This is a genomic window from Blastopirellula marina, from assembly GCF_002967715.1.
In the GTDB taxonomy this organism is placed as follows: domain Bacteria; phylum Planctomycetota; class Planctomycetia; order Pirellulales; family Pirellulaceae; genus Bremerella; species Bremerella marina_B.
This window is the reverse complement of sequence record NZ_PUIA01000014.1, coordinates 83,663-99,884: the sequence shown is the minus strand read 5'-3', so window position 1 is coordinate 99,884 and position 16,222 is coordinate 83,663. Positions and strand designations below refer to the sequence as shown.

Below are 16,222 nucleotides of genomic sequence, written 5' to 3'. Positions count from 1 at the left end.
CATGCGTCACTGCCTGACACCAACCCGATTTCTTCTTCTAGCCGCTGTGCTAATGCTAACGGCCGGGCAATTCGGTTGTGTGCATTATCAGATCGGGAATCGGAGTCTGTATCGCCCTGACATTCGCACAGTGCATGTCCCGATCTTCACGTCACTCACCTTTCGACGTGACCTGGGCGAACGCATCACGGAAGCAGTCATCAAAGAAATTGAATCTACGACGCCGTACAAAGTCGTCGATGCCCAGTCGGCCGACAGCGTGCTGCAAGGCAGCCTGGTTACCGAGAACAAGCTCGTGCAGGGGCAAAACACCCTGGATGATCCTCGCATTCTGCAAGAGAACTTTCAGATTCAATACCAGTGGATTGACCAGCGTGGGCAACTGGTTCGTCAGCCGGGGACGCTCGCGTTGGCTCCGGTCTTGATGAGCGAAACGATCACCGCCACCGGCGTTCTCTACCCGGAACCTGGACAATCGATGGTGACGGCACAACAAGAAGCGATCGACCAATTCGCAAGAGAAGTGGTTCGTCATATGCAGACCCCCTGGTAGAACCTGGGATACGTCGTCAATGACGCGTCTGCTAAAATCGAGGGATGAGATCCACACCCCATAGTACCAGTTTGGCGCAGCGTTATCCTTACCGGGCACTTGCCTGGCAACTTCGCACACGTACGTTGCGTTTCACGCGAACTCCCAAGCTGATGGGTATTCTGAACGTCACGCCTGATAGCTTTTCGGACGGGGGACAGTGGTTCGATCCGAAAGCCGCCATCGACCGGGCTCTCCAGATGGAAGCCGACGGCGCGGATATCCTCGATATCGGCGGCGAAAGCACTCGTCCTTATTCCGAACCGGTGACAACGCAAGAAGAACTCCGTCGTGTCATTCCTGTCATTCAAACGTTGGCCGAGTCGGTACGCATTCCCATTTCAGTGGATACCACCAAGGCCATCGTTGCCAAAGAAGCGATTGCCGCAGGTGCCGAGATTCTGAACGATGTCAGCGGACTGGAATTCGATCCTGAGATGATCCCGTTGGCAGTGAAAACAGGCGTGGGTATCTGTGCGATGCACATGCAAGGCAATCCGCAAACGATGCAGGACGCCCCCGAGTACGACGACGTGGTGCTGGACATCTTCGACTACCTGCAAGATCGATATCGTCAGCTACGGTACGCAGGCATCGAACGCGGCAAAATCTGTCTCGACCCCGGCATTGGCTTTGGCAAGACGCATCAGCACAACCTGGACCTGATGGCCCAGTGCGACGAATTCCACGCGCTCAACTGTCCGATTCTGGTCGGTCATTCACGTAAAGGCTTTCTGGCGAAGATTCTCGGCGATAAAGACAAAGACCGCACGCTGGCGACGGTCGGTTCCACGCTCACGCTCGCCCGGCTAGGGGTGCAAATCATTCGCGTACACGACGTCAAAGCCAATAAGGAAGCCTTGGACGCGTTTGTCGCGACCGGCGGAGTCGATGGTATCCCACGAGAATTGCCCGAAGACTAACCAACGCCCTCCCCTTCGATTACCGTAAACCATTTTCTATCAAATGGTTAGATCTCGCCGGCATCTCTCTCGGCACGAACCTTTCGCATTGACCCAATGTCCCATTCCAGAGATAATCTGAAATTGGACGAATTGTTTCTCAAGGTTTGAATAATGGCGATTGCTGACGATCTCGACTTAGCCACCTACTGCACAGAAACGGCTGAAAAAGCTCAGGCCGCGTCGCGTGTCCTGGGGACCGTTTCGGGTCAGGCCAAGAATGACTGGCTGCGTGCCTCGGCAGCTGCTCTGCGCAGCAGTTTCGAGAGCATCGCCGAGGCGAACGCCAAAGATATCGCTAACGCTCCGCAGTATGGCCTGACCGACGCCCAGATCGACCGGCTTCGCCTAACTAAGGATCGGGTCGAAGGGATTGCCGCGGCCCTGGAAGAGATCGCCATGTTCCCCGATCCGATCGGGGCCACGATCGAGTCGTCTGTTCGTCCCAACGGTTTGGCGATTCAAAAGATTCGCGTGCCGCTGGGGGTCGTGTTCTTCATTTACGAATCACGGCCGAATGTGACCGCCGATGCGGCTGCCATTTGTGTGAAGAGCGGCAACGCGGTGATCCTGCGTGGTGGCAAGGAAGCGATGCATTCGTCGCAGGCCATCGTCAGCATCCTGCAAGATCAAGCCGTGGAGTTTGGCATTCCTGCCGATGCGCTGCAATTAGTCTCCACCACCGATCGCGCAGCTGTTGGCCATTTCCTGAAACTCAACCAATACATCGATGTCGCGATTCCTCGCGGCGGCGAAGGTCTCATCCGCCGCGTCAGTGAAGAAGCGACCATGCCGGTCATCAAGCACTTTGCCGGTAATTGCCACGTTTACGTCGATCGAGCGGCCGATTTGGAGATGGCCGTGAAGATTACCTTCAACAGCAAGTGTCATCGCTATGGGGTCTGCAACGCAGCTGAATCCCTGGTAGTACATAATGACGTCGCCGAACAGTTCCTGCCGATGATCGCGGAAGCGTTCGCGAAGGAAGGGGTTGAGATGCGGGGGGACGCTAAGACTTGCTCCATCGTCTCGACAGCCAAACAGGCAACCGAAGAAGATTTTGGCGCGGAATTCCTGGGGCCGATCATTTCAGTGAAGGTCGTCGACAACATCGACGAGGCGATCGCCCACATCAACAAATACAGCTCGAAGCACACCGAATCGATCGTGACCGAGAACCTGGCCGCCAGCCGCAAGTTCTCGGCTCAGATCGATAGTTCAGCCGTGATGGTCAATGCGAGCACCCGTTTCAACGACGGTGGCGAGTTCGGCCTGGGTGCGGAAATCGGGATCAGCACCGACAAGTTCCACGCACGCGGCCCTTGCGGCATCGAGGCTCTCACGAGCTACAAATACATCGTCATGGGAGAAGGTCACGTTCGGAAATAGTTTCCGACGATGACAGGTTTCGTGAATCAAGGGAGTGATTCATGTCAGACAACGTACTGAGTCAGGCAGAAGTCGAGAGCCTTCTCAACGCGATGGAAACCAGCGCGGAACCGGCCAAGAGTCCGGTCGCACCGGTAGCCGATACCGGGTCGCCGTCGCGCGGCTTACGAGGGCGAGAGAAGGTGACCCCGTACGACTTCAAACGGCCCGAGCGAGTCGGCAAAGACCAAATGCGGGCCCTGCAGTCGATGCACGAAGGGTTCAGCCGAAACTTCGGCGCTGCCCTTTCGGCCCTCTTGCGATCGATCGTCGAGGTCAAGCTGACCAGCGTCGATCAGCTGACCTATAGCGAGTTCGTCTTCAGCCTGGAAAACCCCAGTTGCTTCAACCTCTTGGTTGCCGAGCCACTGGAAGGAAACCTGATTCTCGACATCAACCCGTCCATCCTGTATCCGATCATCGATCGTCTGCTGGGGGGCGGCAAAGAAAGTACGCCTGCGTCGCGGCGACCGCTGACCGAAATTGAACTCACACTCGTTTCGCGGATCTCGGATCTCTTCCTGATCGAGCTGAAGGATGCCTGGGAGAATGTTCTTCCGCTGAACCTGCGCGTCGTCCGTGTCGAAAGCAATCCTCAACTGGTTCAGATCGTACCGCCGAATGAAGTCGTGGTGCTGGTCAGCTTCGAGCTGGCCATTGGCGACGTGCGCGGGATGATCAACCTGTGTATCCCGTTCAACTCCATCGAACGAATCAGCAATAAGCTGACCGCCAATACCTGGTTTGCTTACGGTAGCAGCGAAGCAACCCCCGAATCGAAGGCCGCGTTGGGTGTACACCTCGATAAGGCCCAAGTCGGTCTCGATGTGATCCTGGCGGAAACCAATATCACGATGGAAGAGCTACTCGATCTGCGGGTCGGGGACGTGATCACCACTGAAAAAGACTCGCGTACGCCGCTACAGGTCAACGTGAACGGCACCCCAACGTTTCAAGCATTTGCCGGGGCGTTCAAGGGGCGTAAAGCAATTCAGATCGAACGTAGCTACGAACGGAAGAAGCCTGGTGCCTAAAATTATAGGCTCACACGCAGGATCAGGCTCAGAATCTCGATGGCGATTGCCCCTTTCGATCCTGGCTCGAAGTGCTTTTCTTTCGATAGGTTGACGAAGTGGCGAGCACAATCTTGCCGCAATGCTTCCAACTGACGATCAGGCTGAGCACACCAGGTGGCATTGAGACGCTCCAATGCGGTGACGTCTCCTTCTAAGGCCCGTTCGACCAGTACGAACAACTCGCCCCGATCGGTGTTCTCTTCCGGAATAACCAGTGGTGCCGCGGCGACCGGTGTCGGTTCCATCTCACGGTTCCGTTTCTTAGCAGACATCTCCACCCGCAGTCGATTGCCGACCGCGGAAAGGTCTTCCAATCGCGTTGTCAGAGGTACCTCGCCGATCATGCGAGCTGCTTCGTCCGGCTCGCGCTGGCATAACGCTACCTGAACCCATGTTGCCCACGGATGACGTGATGCTTCCGGCGTGCGAGCCGGTGAATCAAACTGGAATACGCTGCAACCTTCCTGACGTGCGGCCTTCTTTTGCTCTTCGAGATCGTTCGCCAGGCCAATCAGTTTGAAGTTGCGACGCGGTGAGTAACGCAGCCGAGTCGAGAACGAAAAGGAGGGGCGAATCGAAACGGGCAAGAGATTGAAGAAGACCGTCAGAAAACGATCGTTATAACCTCCAGTGAACATCAATTTCTTCGACGTCATCGCGTGGTGTGTCCAAGCGACGAGCGATTGCTGCTGAACCGGAGAATCGAAGAAGCGAATCAGTCCGGCATCGACAGGCCCTCCTGACGGCAGCATCCGCAGCGAGGGCAAGTCTGTAGGCAACTTGGCCCCTGGTCGAAGATCGTGAATCGCGAGTGCCGCCGACAACACCCGAAACGGATCGTTGTGAAACCTACGAAACGAATCGGCGTCGAGCACGAAACAGTGCGTGTAAACCTGGCGTCCACCCCGGCCACTGTACTCGGCTGAACCGAGTACCGTTCGCGACACACAAAACTTGTGGTCACCCAGCGGATGAAAATTCAAACTGACGTCCATGGGGTCGTCAGCGATCATCGAGTCGTGGGCAGGACCCCACACTGCCAGCTGGCGGGCATCTTCACTACTGATACCAGGACTCCAGGCAACCAGTTGGTAGCCATCTTTGGATGAAGTGCGAGCCGACGTAAAGATGGCCTGCTCGACGGCAATAGTTCCCGAGGAATGATTTTGCCGAGGAGGTGCGACTTGAAGATCTTTGGGAGAGAGCGGAGCCATGGTGGTGACCAACTAGATTTTGCGTACGAGCCATTCAAACGGTTCTACGATGCCGCGCGGCTCGATCCGCAGCGGTACGGCGGAAGTACCTTCCCCTGGCTCTTCGCGGAACCCGACCGAGCCAGCGACACCAGAGGCAAAGAATCCATAGTTAGTAAAACGTTGTTGAACCTGTTGCCACAGATTGGGCGTCTTCTCTTTGGCATACAGTTCAGGATTATCGAAACATGGTTCGCAGCGATCGGCCTTCGAGAAAACAATCGCAACCGGTCGCGTGCTTTTCCCGCGAGCCTTGCGGTTATCTTGCTCACTCAGATAGGTGATCAGCTTCATCAGGAAGTAATTCTGTTCGGCCCCACCTCGCTCGATTCGGTCGGTGTCGGCCAGCAGGATCACGGCCGAGCACTTTTCCAGGAAGGAGTGAATCGCCGGATAAGCGTTAGGGTGATCGATCTCTTCCAAGATCGCTTCCCCGGCCATGTCCGGCATGATCAGTTCCATGGGGTTCTTCTTCGAGTTCACCTTGGCCTGGCAGTGCACCCAGTTCCAGCGATCAGGTTCATTGGGGGTCTTCTCCGGAAACCGGCAACTCGAAAGCGCCATCATCGTGCGCTGCTGAAGCGTGATCGAGAACGCACCCCGGGCAAGCACTTGAACGCGGCCGTTTTGCCGGGTGAGCATATCCAACAGCATGCCCAGGTAAACGGTTTTACCTGCCGCTGCGGTACCCAAAACGGCAACCATTTGTGGGCGAACACCTTGGGTGCGTGCCTGGTGCGACAAGGCCAAAGGGGCGGCGCAGTGGCGACAAAGTTCGGTGTTGTAATTGTTATCGGTACCGCAGATGTAACATGCCAACGGCACAGCGCATTCCGCGAGTCGATACGAATCCATAGCTACGAGGACACGCTTGGTCATTGGGCCACCTCAGCATATTCTTGAGTCTCGACCTGGGCCGGGTGCTCCTCGGCTTGCATCGACTGGTCAGGGATCAGATCACAGATTCCAATAGCACAGCGAAACCCAAGGTTTCGTTTACGAGCGACGGCCTTGTCGCCACTTTGAAAATCGCACGTGGCCTGGGTCTCGAAATAGGTATCGAAAGCTCCGCCACGAATACTTCGCATCGAAGCATCGAGCACCAGTGGCGAAGCACTGGATTGCCAGGCACCGAAGCGACTGGAAGTCCATTCCCAGACGTTTCCAATCAGTTGATTAGCACCACCAACGCTCATGCCTTCGTCATACTTTTCGACGGGAACCGTGCCACCATGCCCACTGCCCCAGAGATTGCATTTGTTTTGATCGAATGCTTCGCCCCAGGGGAATTTGCGTTGAATTGGTCGCGCACCTGGCAGCGGCACCGGCCAGCTACCTGACTTGACCCACTCGGGATCCGTTGGCAAGCGTTTTCCGACCCATCGGGCATAGGCTGCGGCTTCATACCAACAGACGCCGACCACTGGATGTTGGGCTTGTCCCGAAAGGTATTTGCCGTTCTTCCAGAAGCGAGGGCCTGGTTCTCCGGTGAGATCAACAAAGTCAAGCAGTGCCGGAACAATCTCCGGATCCCAAAGCGAGATTTGTTCGTAACCGCCATTCTCGACAAATCGAAAGTATTCTTCGTTGGTAACCTGGTAGCGATCGAGATAGAAGCCTTCGACTTGCACAATGCGTCCGTCGAGATGATCCGGCAAATCGGGAGAACTGTTGGCTCCCTTGCCAACAATGGTTTCTCCACCTGGAACGAGCGTCATCGCGTCATCAAGCATCGCTTGAGCACGCTGCAATAGTTTAGGCGGAATGCTCTCGGCAATCTGAGGACGCAAAAGCAACGTGTAGCGTCCTTGGTCGAGCATTTTCCGAGCCAGGGATTGCGAGTCGTTCGCATTACCAGTGCTTGCTGTTGCCGCGACTTTGTGCGATGCCACCTTTTCAGGTGCCGCATGACTGGTAGCTGGTTGTGCGGAAAACTTCTGTGTGAATTGTCGATAGGCAAAGTAACCGCTGCCGATAGCAGAAAGAAGAACTGTCGTAGCCAGAGCCCAAGAGAAGCTGCCGAAGAGCCACGTTAGCGACATCAATACGACTACGCTTGCTACGCCGGCTCCCCCTACTACATAGCGATTCATGAAATGTGTCCTGAGTAGGAAACTGTGGGAAAAGGGTGCAAACTAACGACGCTGGCCGCGGCGTTTGTTCACGTCTCGTTGCAATTTGGCAAATTGCGCCATCACGGAATCGACAACGGTATTGTTGTTATTGGCTCGATATTCCACTTCGTCTCGGCAGACGGTCGCGGTCTCGCTGATGACAGAGGTATCGGCAAAGGACTGGGTTTGCGTTGTTTGGGCAGGTGTCGAGCTGCGACGTTCCAACAGAGAACGCATAGCCTGAAGCTCTTCCGACCAGGCAGTCTTTTGCTGGTTGAGTTCTTTGCGTTGTTGATCGATCGTCTCGGTCAACTGCATGGCGTGCCCGCGGGCCTGGTGCAGTTCTCCTTCCAGGGCCTGATTACGTTCGACAAGCGAATTGTGATCGGAATCTTCGCGGACAATCGTGTGGGCTTCGTCACGCCGCATCAGTTCCAGCTTCGTGGCCGCGAGTTCTCGGCGCAGCTGCTCTACCTCGGCCAGCAGATCCGAATCAGGCTGGTTAGGAGCATGTGCAGCTTGAAGCTGTTGCTCAAGTTCGGCGATACGTTGCTGGCTCGCGGGGTCGCTGGAGGGGGACTGTGCCGACTGAGTAAGTTGCTGACGAAGCTGCTCGATTTCGGCGTTGGCCTTGTTCAACGCTTCTTCTCGTTGGACAACTTGCTGAGAAAGTCGCAAGTTCTCCTGAGCAGCTTGTACCGATACTTCTGAAGTCTGATCGATTTCACGACGAGCCTTCATCAACTCAGTTGCGCGCGATTCTACCTCTTGCCCGAGGTTGGCAATCTCTCGAAGAAGTTGATCGATGAACTTCTCCAATTCGCCGTTATGATGGCGAAGCTGAGAGAGTGCCTGATCGAGCGGAGCGTAGTCGGGGCTCATTCCTAATGCTATTGCGTGAGCATTCACGTCAACCCTGCCTTCCGCCAGTCATTGGTGGGAACTCGGCCATGAATCACTGTCCGGATTGGACGCCGTGGGAAACGGGGCCAAATTTGAAATAAGTCGAAAAGGAAAACACGAGGGTTTCCCTGGAAAAGTTGGAAGGAAGCTGGTCTGGTTCACCAACCGCCATTGAAAACGTAGGTCGAAAGTGCCCCTGAGGCAAAAGAATCCCATGAAAATGCCAGCCATCTCCTTCTTGAACATCCAGTACGAAGGATCTAACGAGGCGAAATATGGGGAGAAAACAACCCAGTTGCCCATGAACGGAGAGATGTTAGGCTAAAAGAAAGTGTTTGCGCTCGCTGGGAATTGCGGGTATCGCGTGCGAATGATTCGCGCCTTATTGCCTACTGGATTAACGGAGTCACTCACCATGAATTACCTCACCAAGACCCTCCCAATGCTCGTGGCCGTTGCCGTTCTGCTGGTTTCCGCTGGCCAGGCGACTGCTGCGAACAAGAATCTGGAACCATCGTGCTGCGCCCCTGAGCCGCCGACTCCTTGCTGCTACGATCCGTGCTTTCACTACAAAACGCACAAACTGTTCGTGAAGAAGGCCTGTCCTTGCGATTGCTGCCCCCCAGTCGAGGCTGTTCTGCAGGTCGTTGACCCACGTTGCAACTGCTTCGTCGATGTGCCAATCTGCCTGCCAAGTTGCTGCACCGACTTGCCCACGATCGACAGTCGCTGTGGTCTTTTCCATCGCGGTATTGTCGAGTACGAGTGGTGCTGTGGCTTCAAAGTCAAGATGGTCTTCCGGCCCGGTGGACATGTCGACGTTCACTACTACGGCTTGTAAGCCATAAACTTTCACGCACGTCGGTGTGTGCAAGTCAAACGGATAAAAGGATCATCAGGGCACCTTATCGAGGTGCCCTGTTTCTTTTGTTGTTACCAGGATGTTTGCAACGGTTAGAACGTTGACCAATTGATTTTGCCGCTTCATACTGAAGCACGACAGACACCACCCCCAGCATGCATAGGCCCGATTGTGTCCAAGAAGCGGCGAAGCAACAAGAAGTTGTCGCGTTCTGAGGTCCATCCACCTCCGAGCGAACCTCAATCCATTGAATCGCTGACGGTCTTTTGGAGCTTGTGTATCTTTGCGACCTTGGTGCTGGTTATTGTCTTTATGCTTCTCCGAGCTTCCGTAGCACTGTGGCAGCCAGCCGAGGACACCAATAATACATGGACTGGTTTTGCCAATCTGCTGCTCTTTTCGGCAATCGTCAGCGGCAGCATCGGTGGCATATTGACTCCGATCGTTCAGTCGCAACGCAAGCGCCGGGCACCCAAATCACTTCAGTTTGCCGCTGTAGCCATTGCCATTTCTCCGTGGATTTTGCTGGCACTGTTGGCTGCCCGCTCTTGATGCGAAACTAGTTCAACCTCTCGGCGCATCGCCCCCTACGCCTCATTTCGATAGCAACACAAGCGAAAGGATCGGTCTGAATGGACCCTCGTTTTGAAAAACTCGCCAAGGTAATCGTTCAATACTCTGGCCGCGTGCAGCCAGGGCAACTCGTGCGGATCACAGGAGCAACTGTCACCGAACCTCTGATGATCGCCGTGTATCGAGAAGTCGTCCGTGCTGGTGCCCATCCCGAAATCTCGATCGTGCCAGATGAGTGCAAGCGGATCATGCTCGAAGAAGGTTCAGACGAACAACTTTCGTATGAGAACCCTCTACTACTGCACGCCGTCGATACGATCGATTGCTCGATCGGAATATGGGGCCAGAAGAACTCCAAGGCTCTCTCTTCCATCTCACCACAGAAGAGCGCCCTACAGAGCCAGGCTCGCAAGACGTATTTCAACAAGTTTCTCGGTCGTGCCGCCGATGGTTCGTTGAATTGGGTCGGTACACAATTCCCTTGTGAATCCTCCGCACAAGATGCCGAGATGTCGCTGTCTGAATACGAAGACTTCGTCTTTCGAGGGGGTTTTCTCAATGAAGACGACCCGGTCGCTCTGTGGAAGAAACTAAGCATCCAGCAGCAAAAGCTGGCCGATTTCCTGATGACCAAAAAAGAGATTCGGTTTGTTACGCCTCAGGGAACGGACCTGACGCTGGGCGTCGAAGGACGCAAGTGGATCAACTGCGATGGGCACGAAAACTTCCCAGACGGCGAAGTCTTCACCGGCCCCATCGAGACGGCCACGCAGGGGATCGTCAAATACAGTTTCCCGGCCGTGCATGGTGGCCGCGAATCAGACGGTATCGAACTGACTTTCCGCGATGGACGCGTTGTCGAAGCGAAGGCATCCAAGGGAGAAGACTTCCTGATTGCCATGCTCGATCAAGATGCTGGCGCGCGTGTGCTAGGCGAAATTGCCATCGGCACGAACTACGCGATTCAGGAGTATTCCAGGAATACCTTGTTCGACGAAAAGATCGGCGGCACCTTCCATGCCGCCGTCGGAACTGCCTATCCTGAGTCAGGCGGCACGAATGAGTCGGGCCTGCATTGGGATATGGTTTGCGACCTCCGCCAAGGTGGGCAGATATTCGTCGACGGAGAGTTGATCAGCGAGAATGGACGCTTCCTGAACCCAGAATTCCCTCAGCCGTTGACTTAGTCAGCGGCTACGAAAATGGGGGGCGTATGATCCCTTCGTCACGAAGCGGATTGCAGTACAGAATCCGCTTGAGTAGTTCGGGATTTCCCGACTCATCGGCGGGGCGATCGTAGTGCCAATCTCGATGCGTGGGAATGTAACGCTCGTCAAAGGGCCAGCCGTGAAACGGCCCGAAACCGAGATGGTCTGTCAGTTTCTCCGAGTTCATCGCGACATTGCCGGCCCGCGGAGGAACGGGACCAGCTTCGATCCGCATACAGCCCATGAGCAGTTCTGGATCGTAGCCCCCAACTCGATTAACGATTTGGGCAATCTCGTAAAGACTCAGCCGCACAGGTCCTCCGGCATGATAGATCCCCGGCATGTCTCGCGAGAGAATCTCCTCGAATGCCAGGTTCATGCAGTCGGTGTAGGTAGGCGTGCGAACCTCGTCGAAATAGAGCGTCGCAGGACGGTTCTTTTTGAAACGGGACTGAATCCAGTCGATCGCACCAGCGTGGCCATTGAAACTGACTCCCATCGGCAACGAAATCCTCAAAATCGTTGCATCTGGTCGTATCAAAGATACCAGGCTTTCAGCGGCCGCCATCGTTTTACCGTAGACCGTTACCGGATCGGTTGAGTCGGTCTCGAGCATACTCCCCTCGCCAGAATCGCCGCTAAAGACCAGGTCGATCGAAAGATGGATCAGGCGAGTATCGGTACCCTCGAGAATATGAAGGAGGTTCCGGGTCCCTTCCAGATTGATCCGCCAAGCCATGGCGGGATCTAATTCGCACGACTTGAGGGCACAGCTACCGGCACAGTGCAGCACCGACTTGAACTGATACTCGTCAAACAGGCGTTTGAGGGCATCGATGTCTTCCATATCGCATGGAATGATCTGCTCACCTTCCAGCCGCCAGTTGTCGGTAGGGCGAATCCCTACCACATGTTGTGGAAATTTGTGTCGGAAGTGATACAGCGCGTTGTAACCGGGCACTCCGGGAACGCCAGTAATTAACAAAGGAAGTCCGATAGACATGGCCGCTCATCATTGCCTTGCGCGAAAGATGCAGTGCTCCCGGCACGGCATCTTTTGAATTTGCATGGGTTTTCTGCAATCTCGAATCACGTAGTCGATTTACAGTCCCCCCACCTACAGAGGAAGCGATTGCTCGCATATTCCGCATGGTAAGAATTTCCGGCAGATTCGATAGCCCTGATATGGGGTCAGGTACCCAGCAATACCTGTAAAGCCAGGTTTTACTCGGTATAAACCGATCTTTTCGGTTTCGCTGATCTCTCAGACTTACGTTTAAAACCATGCTCGAACATGGGTTATGACCTAAGTTTGAAAAAGGTGTGTCCAAGACCGCCTGAGTCAGATCGCCCGAAATGCTTATAGGAAATTCCCCCATGTCGTTGCCCCCCGCAGCTCTTGCACTCACCGGTAACACGGTAGGTACGTTCGTACCTGCGGTTCGTCACCGTCTGAAGCAAATGAGCACGGAACTCCGAAACTACTTCGGTACCTCATTCTGTTTGAGGGACGGAAGTACAGGCGAGTTAATGCTGGCTTCTGACGATCGCATCCTGGGAGACGACTCACTGCTTGCTTCGCTCTGTCCTGGTCTCCAGCGCGAAGGTACCGCCGCAATTGTTTCGGAAGAGAAAGGCTGCGCCGTCCTGGCCATTCCGCTTCGTGACGGAGTGAGCACTTACATTGCAACGGCCCCATTTCGCCTGGCGATCTCTGGCAGCGCAACGCCCGAATTCAGCAAGCTTTCTCAGGTGCTGGGCTGTTCTCTCAAAGAATCCAAGCAATGGTACCAGGCCCAATCCGAATGGACCGTTCCAGCTCTCGAACGCATGGCCGCCATCGTGGTTAGCAAGATCGCGTCCGATTCGGAAATTGAACGCCTGACCGAAGAGATCGACAAAGTCTCGGATAGCTTGTCGTCGACCTACGAAGAAATCAGTCTGCTTTACGGCCTCACCCAGAACCTTCGAATTTCCAGCAGCGATTCGCAGCTTGGTGATCTGGCACTCAACTGGTTGCTCGAAGTCATTCCATGTCGCGGGCTTTCGATCCTGTATCAACAGCCTGGACGACGCGGCGGTCAGAACGAGTCTTCTGGCTCGCAGTACGAACCGCACCTGCTTTCTGTCGGAGAATGCTCTGTCGATGCTCAGATGCTTTCGCATCTGGTGAAGAAACTGAATCTGAATGAAAAGCGATCGGCATTCGTCGCGAATCAACGTATTACCGAGCGTCCCGACTGGCCCTGCCCCGAGATCCGCCAGATTATCGCGGTTCCGTTGGTTGAAGGTGACAACATCTTCGGATGGCTGTTTGCCGTCAATCACAACGAAGACAAAGGATTCGGCACGGTCGAAGCAAGCCTACTTAGCAGCGTTGGGACAATCCTTGGTATTCACAGCGGAAATATCGAACTGTATCGCCGCCAGTCCGAGTTCGTTACCAGCGTGGTTCGCGCCTTGACCTCGGCGATTGACGCCAAAGACCCATACACATGCGGTCATAGCGATCGTGTTGCCCGACTTGCCGTTCGCCTGGCACAAGAGATGGGTCTGGACAGCGAGACCCTCAACTTGATGTACATGGCCGGGCTGTTGCACGACGTCGGTAAGATCGGCATCGACGATAGTGTCCTTCGCAAGCCAGGCCGCCTAACGGACGAAGAATACGAACACATCAAGCTTCACCCGGAACTGGGCTGCAATATCCTTTCGGGATTGAAGCAATTAGAAGCCGTGCTCCCCGTTGTTCTGCACCACCACGAACAATGGGACGGTAAGGGATATCCTCACAAGCTGGCTGGGGAAACCATTCCGAAATTGGCCCGTATCACTGCGGTGGCCGATGCCTACGATGCTATGTCCAGCGATCGACCATACCGCAAAGGGATGCCAGCGGATCGTGTCGATCAAATCTTCCGCGAAGGCTCCGGCACCCAATGGGATCCAGAAGTCATCGAAGCATTCTTCTCGGCTCGAGAAGACATCAACAGTATTATGCGTGAAGAACGTGCTGGCCTGGGCTTCGACGTCAGCAACTGGATCAAGTCGCTTCAAGACGAATAGTTCGCGACTTCCAGCGAACCGTTTTCCGAATCGATTCGTGTCCCTACAACGTTCAAACCTCGGCGGATCATGGCCAGTCCCCAATACTGGCCATCGATACATGCCAGCGAGGTAAGCCGCCCCACTTCTTTGCCGTCGACGACAATTGCCGCTGGCAACTCTTCCGGAACAGGCTCACTCAGCCAGTGCACTGCCACAAGCTTCTTGTTGACGTGCCCCATCGCGTCGATTCGCGCGACCGTTTCCTGCCCGAGATAACACCCCTTCTTGAAGCTAATCGCCGTATCGTCGCGATTGACTTCCTGGGCGAGATGCTCGCTACCAATATCGATCCCATGGATCGGAAAGCAGCCGGCAATACGTTTCTGTTCAAACGCTTCCGCAGATGGCTCGATCCCCTGCACCAGGCTTTCAACGTTGGGGCCTGAAAGCTCGTACGAGTCTTCCTGCAGAATAGGTGTTCGGAAGATCTCGATCGTCGCTCCCTCCCAACTGACCGATCGATGCTGCAGCAAATCAGGCAGATCGCTTACCTCAAGCTTTTCTTTTAACCACGCGGTGGCATCCTCCCCCCAAATGAAAATCGCATTTTTTGTATCGCTTTGGTCGGTGACTTCCACGTCTTCGATCATGGAGTACTTCTGCAAGTGCGGTAGTAACGCCTCGCTTTGTTGTCCCAATCCTAGAAACACGATCCGATCGTCGTACTTCTCCAGAAAACCATGGGCAAGAGTTTTGCCTTGCACCGAAGGAATGTAGGCTTCGCAGCTCACGCCGATGGCTGTTTGCACGACATCGTTCGAGCATAGCCCCTGCATGAATCGTACGTGACTGGGGCCGCTGACCTGAATCTGACATGTCAGCGGAGACGATACCCAAGAAATGGTGCCGTTCATTCTCTCTCGACTTTTGGAAGTTACGATGGCAGGCCAGACTCGGCCAGACGAAGCGACATGCATTGCGCGTCGTGCACGACGACGACGTCTTGATAGTGTTCACAGATCTTGCGACATTCGTCGTCGGACTCGACGGGAATCAGATCGAGTTGATCCAAGATCTCTTCCGAGAGTGCACTACGGAAGTAGATCTTGCACTGGGACAAAGTCTTGGCGAACTGCAACGCGATGGCCGCATCTTCGCTGCGAGACTTTCGCATGAGCATTTCAAAATCGGTGAACTCAAGCGATTCGGCCATTTGCGCCATCGCCAGACCTGGGCGTTGGCGAATCTCCGTCGCCAGGATAATAGCCCCGCCTGGCCGGACAAGGTCTTCGACGTTTGCCAGGGCCCTGGCTGCGTTTTCCCATGTCTGCCCTAGCTGACCACCGGTCACCAAGGCAATCACTGCTCCGGCAAGTGTCGGCACGCTCGGTTGCCAGTGCTCGGCCAATTGTTGGTCGGCCAATGCCTGGACCTGCGATGCCTCGCCGTAAACGGCATGCGAATAACCACCGCCCCGAGCAGGAAACAACAGACAGTTCACCGAGATCCCAAGTAGTTGGCGGATCTCTTCGATCTCGGCCGTACGACGCTTGCGACGTTGCGGCCTTGTCACGAACAAGGGGGAATTCCAGCGTTTGAGCGAATCGATATCCGAGTACGTCGGATAGATCGACGAGAAGGCTCCGAACGTATTGAACCTGCCGTCGTGTCGAGCGACCCCGACAGGAATTACCACATCGGCATCGCACAAGTGGCGGTTCAGGATGATGGCTCGATTCTCTTGGGTCGATGTGAGAAACGAATTGGCCTTCTGATCGTGCGGCTGGTGCACGTGGATTTCTGCGTGATCCCCCAGTGGAGCAACTATCGGCTTCAACAGCTCGACGACAGGCGAAGGGGTCTCGTGGGGCAACAGAAACTGAAACTGACGATCCGTCAGATTCGCCTGTTGGGCATAACGCACCACGCCGCGGGTAACGTCTTCGACGTCGCTTACTTCTTTGCCAAACGCGAACAGAATGATATCGCCGGGAACCGAGGCATCGGCCAAGTCGGGAAAGCCGGTGGGATGACTCAGCGCAGTTGCGATGGTCTCAGCAAGATCGGTTGCCGGCAGAGAATCGGATTGAAGATTTGCCAACAGATGCTCGGCAGCGATTTCGCACTGCGAAGTTGCATTGTCGCCAAACGGAGTCGAGAGGGGCATCGATACCCTAATGATTCGGGAAACATGGATTAAGTC

At 55.0% G+C, this 16,222-nt stretch carries 15 protein-coding genes; 8 read left to right on the top strand and 7 right to left on the bottom strand.

The genetic code is table 11. From position 1 onward, the window contains the following. Position 1: 1 nt before the first annotated feature. From lptE to fliM, 4 genes are all read left to right on the top strand, one after another. Positions 2 to 553: an LPS assembly lipoprotein LptE gene (gene lptE, locus C5Y96_RS01765; protein WP_105349834.1), complete on the top strand. Its 552-nt coding sequence runs from the start codon at positions 2 to 4 to the stop codon at positions 551 to 553. Positions 554 to 597: 44 nt separating this feature from the next. Then, positions 598 to 1,515, top strand: coding sequence for a dihydropteroate synthase (gene folP / locus C5Y96_RS01760; RefSeq protein WP_233198711.1), 918 nt, complete (start codon positions 598 to 600; stop codon positions 1,513 to 1,515). A gap of 153 nt (positions 1,516 to 1,668) precedes the next feature. Beyond that, on the top strand, positions 1,669 to 2,943 hold the full coding sequence (locus tag C5Y96_RS01755) for a glutamate-5-semialdehyde dehydrogenase (protein WP_105349832.1): 1,275 nt from the start codon (positions 1,669 to 1,671) through the stop codon (positions 2,941 to 2,943). 41 nt (positions 2,944 to 2,984) lie between these two features. Further along, positions 2,985 to 4,016: a flagellar motor switch protein FliM gene (gene fliM / locus C5Y96_RS01750; RefSeq protein WP_105349831.1), complete on the top strand. Its 1,032-nt coding sequence runs from the start codon at positions 2,985 to 2,987 to the stop codon at positions 4,014 to 4,016. A gap of 2 nt (positions 4,017 to 4,018) precedes the next feature. Here fliM and C5Y96_RS01745 read toward each other — a convergent pair whose 3' ends face one another. From C5Y96_RS01745 to C5Y96_RS01730, 4 genes are read right to left on the bottom strand one after another with little or no spacing between them, the layout of a single operon-like run. Continuing rightward, positions 4,019 to 5,272: a hypothetical protein gene (locus tag C5Y96_RS01745; RefSeq protein WP_146115482.1), complete on the bottom strand. Its 1,254-nt coding sequence runs from the start codon at positions 5,270 to 5,272 to the stop codon at positions 4,019 to 4,021. Between the two features lie 12 nt (positions 5,273 to 5,284). Continuing rightward, positions 5,285 to 6,190 (bottom strand): TRAFAC clade GTPase domain-containing protein, encoded by a 906-nt coding sequence (locus C5Y96_RS01740; RefSeq protein ID WP_105349829.1) that lies wholly within the window; start codon positions 6,188 to 6,190, stop codon positions 5,285 to 5,287. After that, positions 6,187 to 7,404 (bottom strand): formylglycine-generating enzyme family protein, encoded by a 1,218-nt coding sequence (locus C5Y96_RS01735; protein WP_105349828.1) that lies wholly within the window; start codon positions 7,402 to 7,404, stop codon positions 6,187 to 6,189. The genes C5Y96_RS01740 and C5Y96_RS01735 overlap by 4 nt, the downstream gene beginning before the upstream one ends. Before the next feature lie 42 nt (positions 7,405 to 7,446). After that, a complete protein-coding gene (locus C5Y96_RS01730; protein ID WP_105349827.1) occupies positions 7,447 to 8,307 on the bottom strand; it encodes a hypothetical protein in 861 nt (286 codons plus the stop codon). Between the two features lie 436 nt (positions 8,308 to 8,743). On the opposite strand from C5Y96_RS01730, the gene C5Y96_RS01725 reads away from it, so the two are divergent. The 3 genes from C5Y96_RS01725 (at position 8,744) to C5Y96_RS01715 (ending at position 10,950) form a co-directional block, all read left to right on the top strand. After that, positions 8,744 to 9,169: a hypothetical protein gene (locus C5Y96_RS01725; RefSeq protein ID WP_105349826.1), complete on the top strand. Its 426-nt coding sequence runs from the start codon at positions 8,744 to 8,746 to the stop codon at positions 9,167 to 9,169. A 222-nt stretch (positions 9,170 to 9,391) separates the two neighbouring features. Further along, positions 9,392 to 9,742 carry a hypothetical protein gene (locus C5Y96_RS01720; protein WP_146115481.1) on the top strand — a complete coding sequence of 117 codons (351 nt, stop codon included), beginning with the start codon at positions 9,392 to 9,394 and terminating at the stop codon, positions 9,740 to 9,742. An 80-nt stretch (positions 9,743 to 9,822) separates the two neighbouring features. Next, a complete protein-coding gene (locus C5Y96_RS01715; RefSeq protein WP_105349824.1) occupies positions 9,823 to 10,950 on the top strand; it encodes an aminopeptidase in 1,128 nt (375 codons plus the stop codon). A 7-nt stretch (positions 10,951 to 10,957) separates the two neighbouring features. Here the strand turns inward: C5Y96_RS01715 and C5Y96_RS01710 are convergent, their stop codons facing one another. Next, positions 10,958 to 11,974, bottom strand: coding sequence for an SDR family oxidoreductase (locus tag C5Y96_RS01710; protein ID WP_105349823.1), 1,017 nt, complete (start codon positions 11,972 to 11,974; stop codon positions 10,958 to 10,960). A gap of 374 nt (positions 11,975 to 12,348) precedes the next feature. Here C5Y96_RS01710 and C5Y96_RS01705 point away from each other — a divergent pair, with 374 nt between their 5' ends. After that, on the top strand, positions 12,349 to 14,037 hold the full coding sequence (locus tag C5Y96_RS01705; protein WP_105349822.1) for an HD-GYP domain-containing protein: 1,689 nt from the start codon (positions 12,349 to 12,351) through the stop codon (positions 14,035 to 14,037). On the opposite strand, the gene C5Y96_RS01700 is transcribed toward C5Y96_RS01705, so the two are convergent. Then, positions 14,025 to 14,933 carry a YgfZ/GcvT domain-containing protein gene (locus tag C5Y96_RS01700; RefSeq protein WP_158261039.1) on the bottom strand — a complete coding sequence of 303 codons (909 nt, stop codon included), beginning with the start codon at positions 14,931 to 14,933 and terminating at the stop codon, positions 14,025 to 14,027. The two genes, C5Y96_RS01705 and C5Y96_RS01700, sit on opposite strands and share 13 nt — an antisense overlap. 20 nt (positions 14,934 to 14,953) lie before the next feature. After that, complete coding sequence (locus tag C5Y96_RS01695) at positions 14,954 to 16,186, bottom strand: lactate racemase domain-containing protein (protein WP_105349820.1); 1,233 nt, start codon at positions 16,184 to 16,186, stop codon at positions 14,954 to 14,956. Between the last annotated feature and the right edge of the window lie 36 nt (positions 16,187 to 16,222).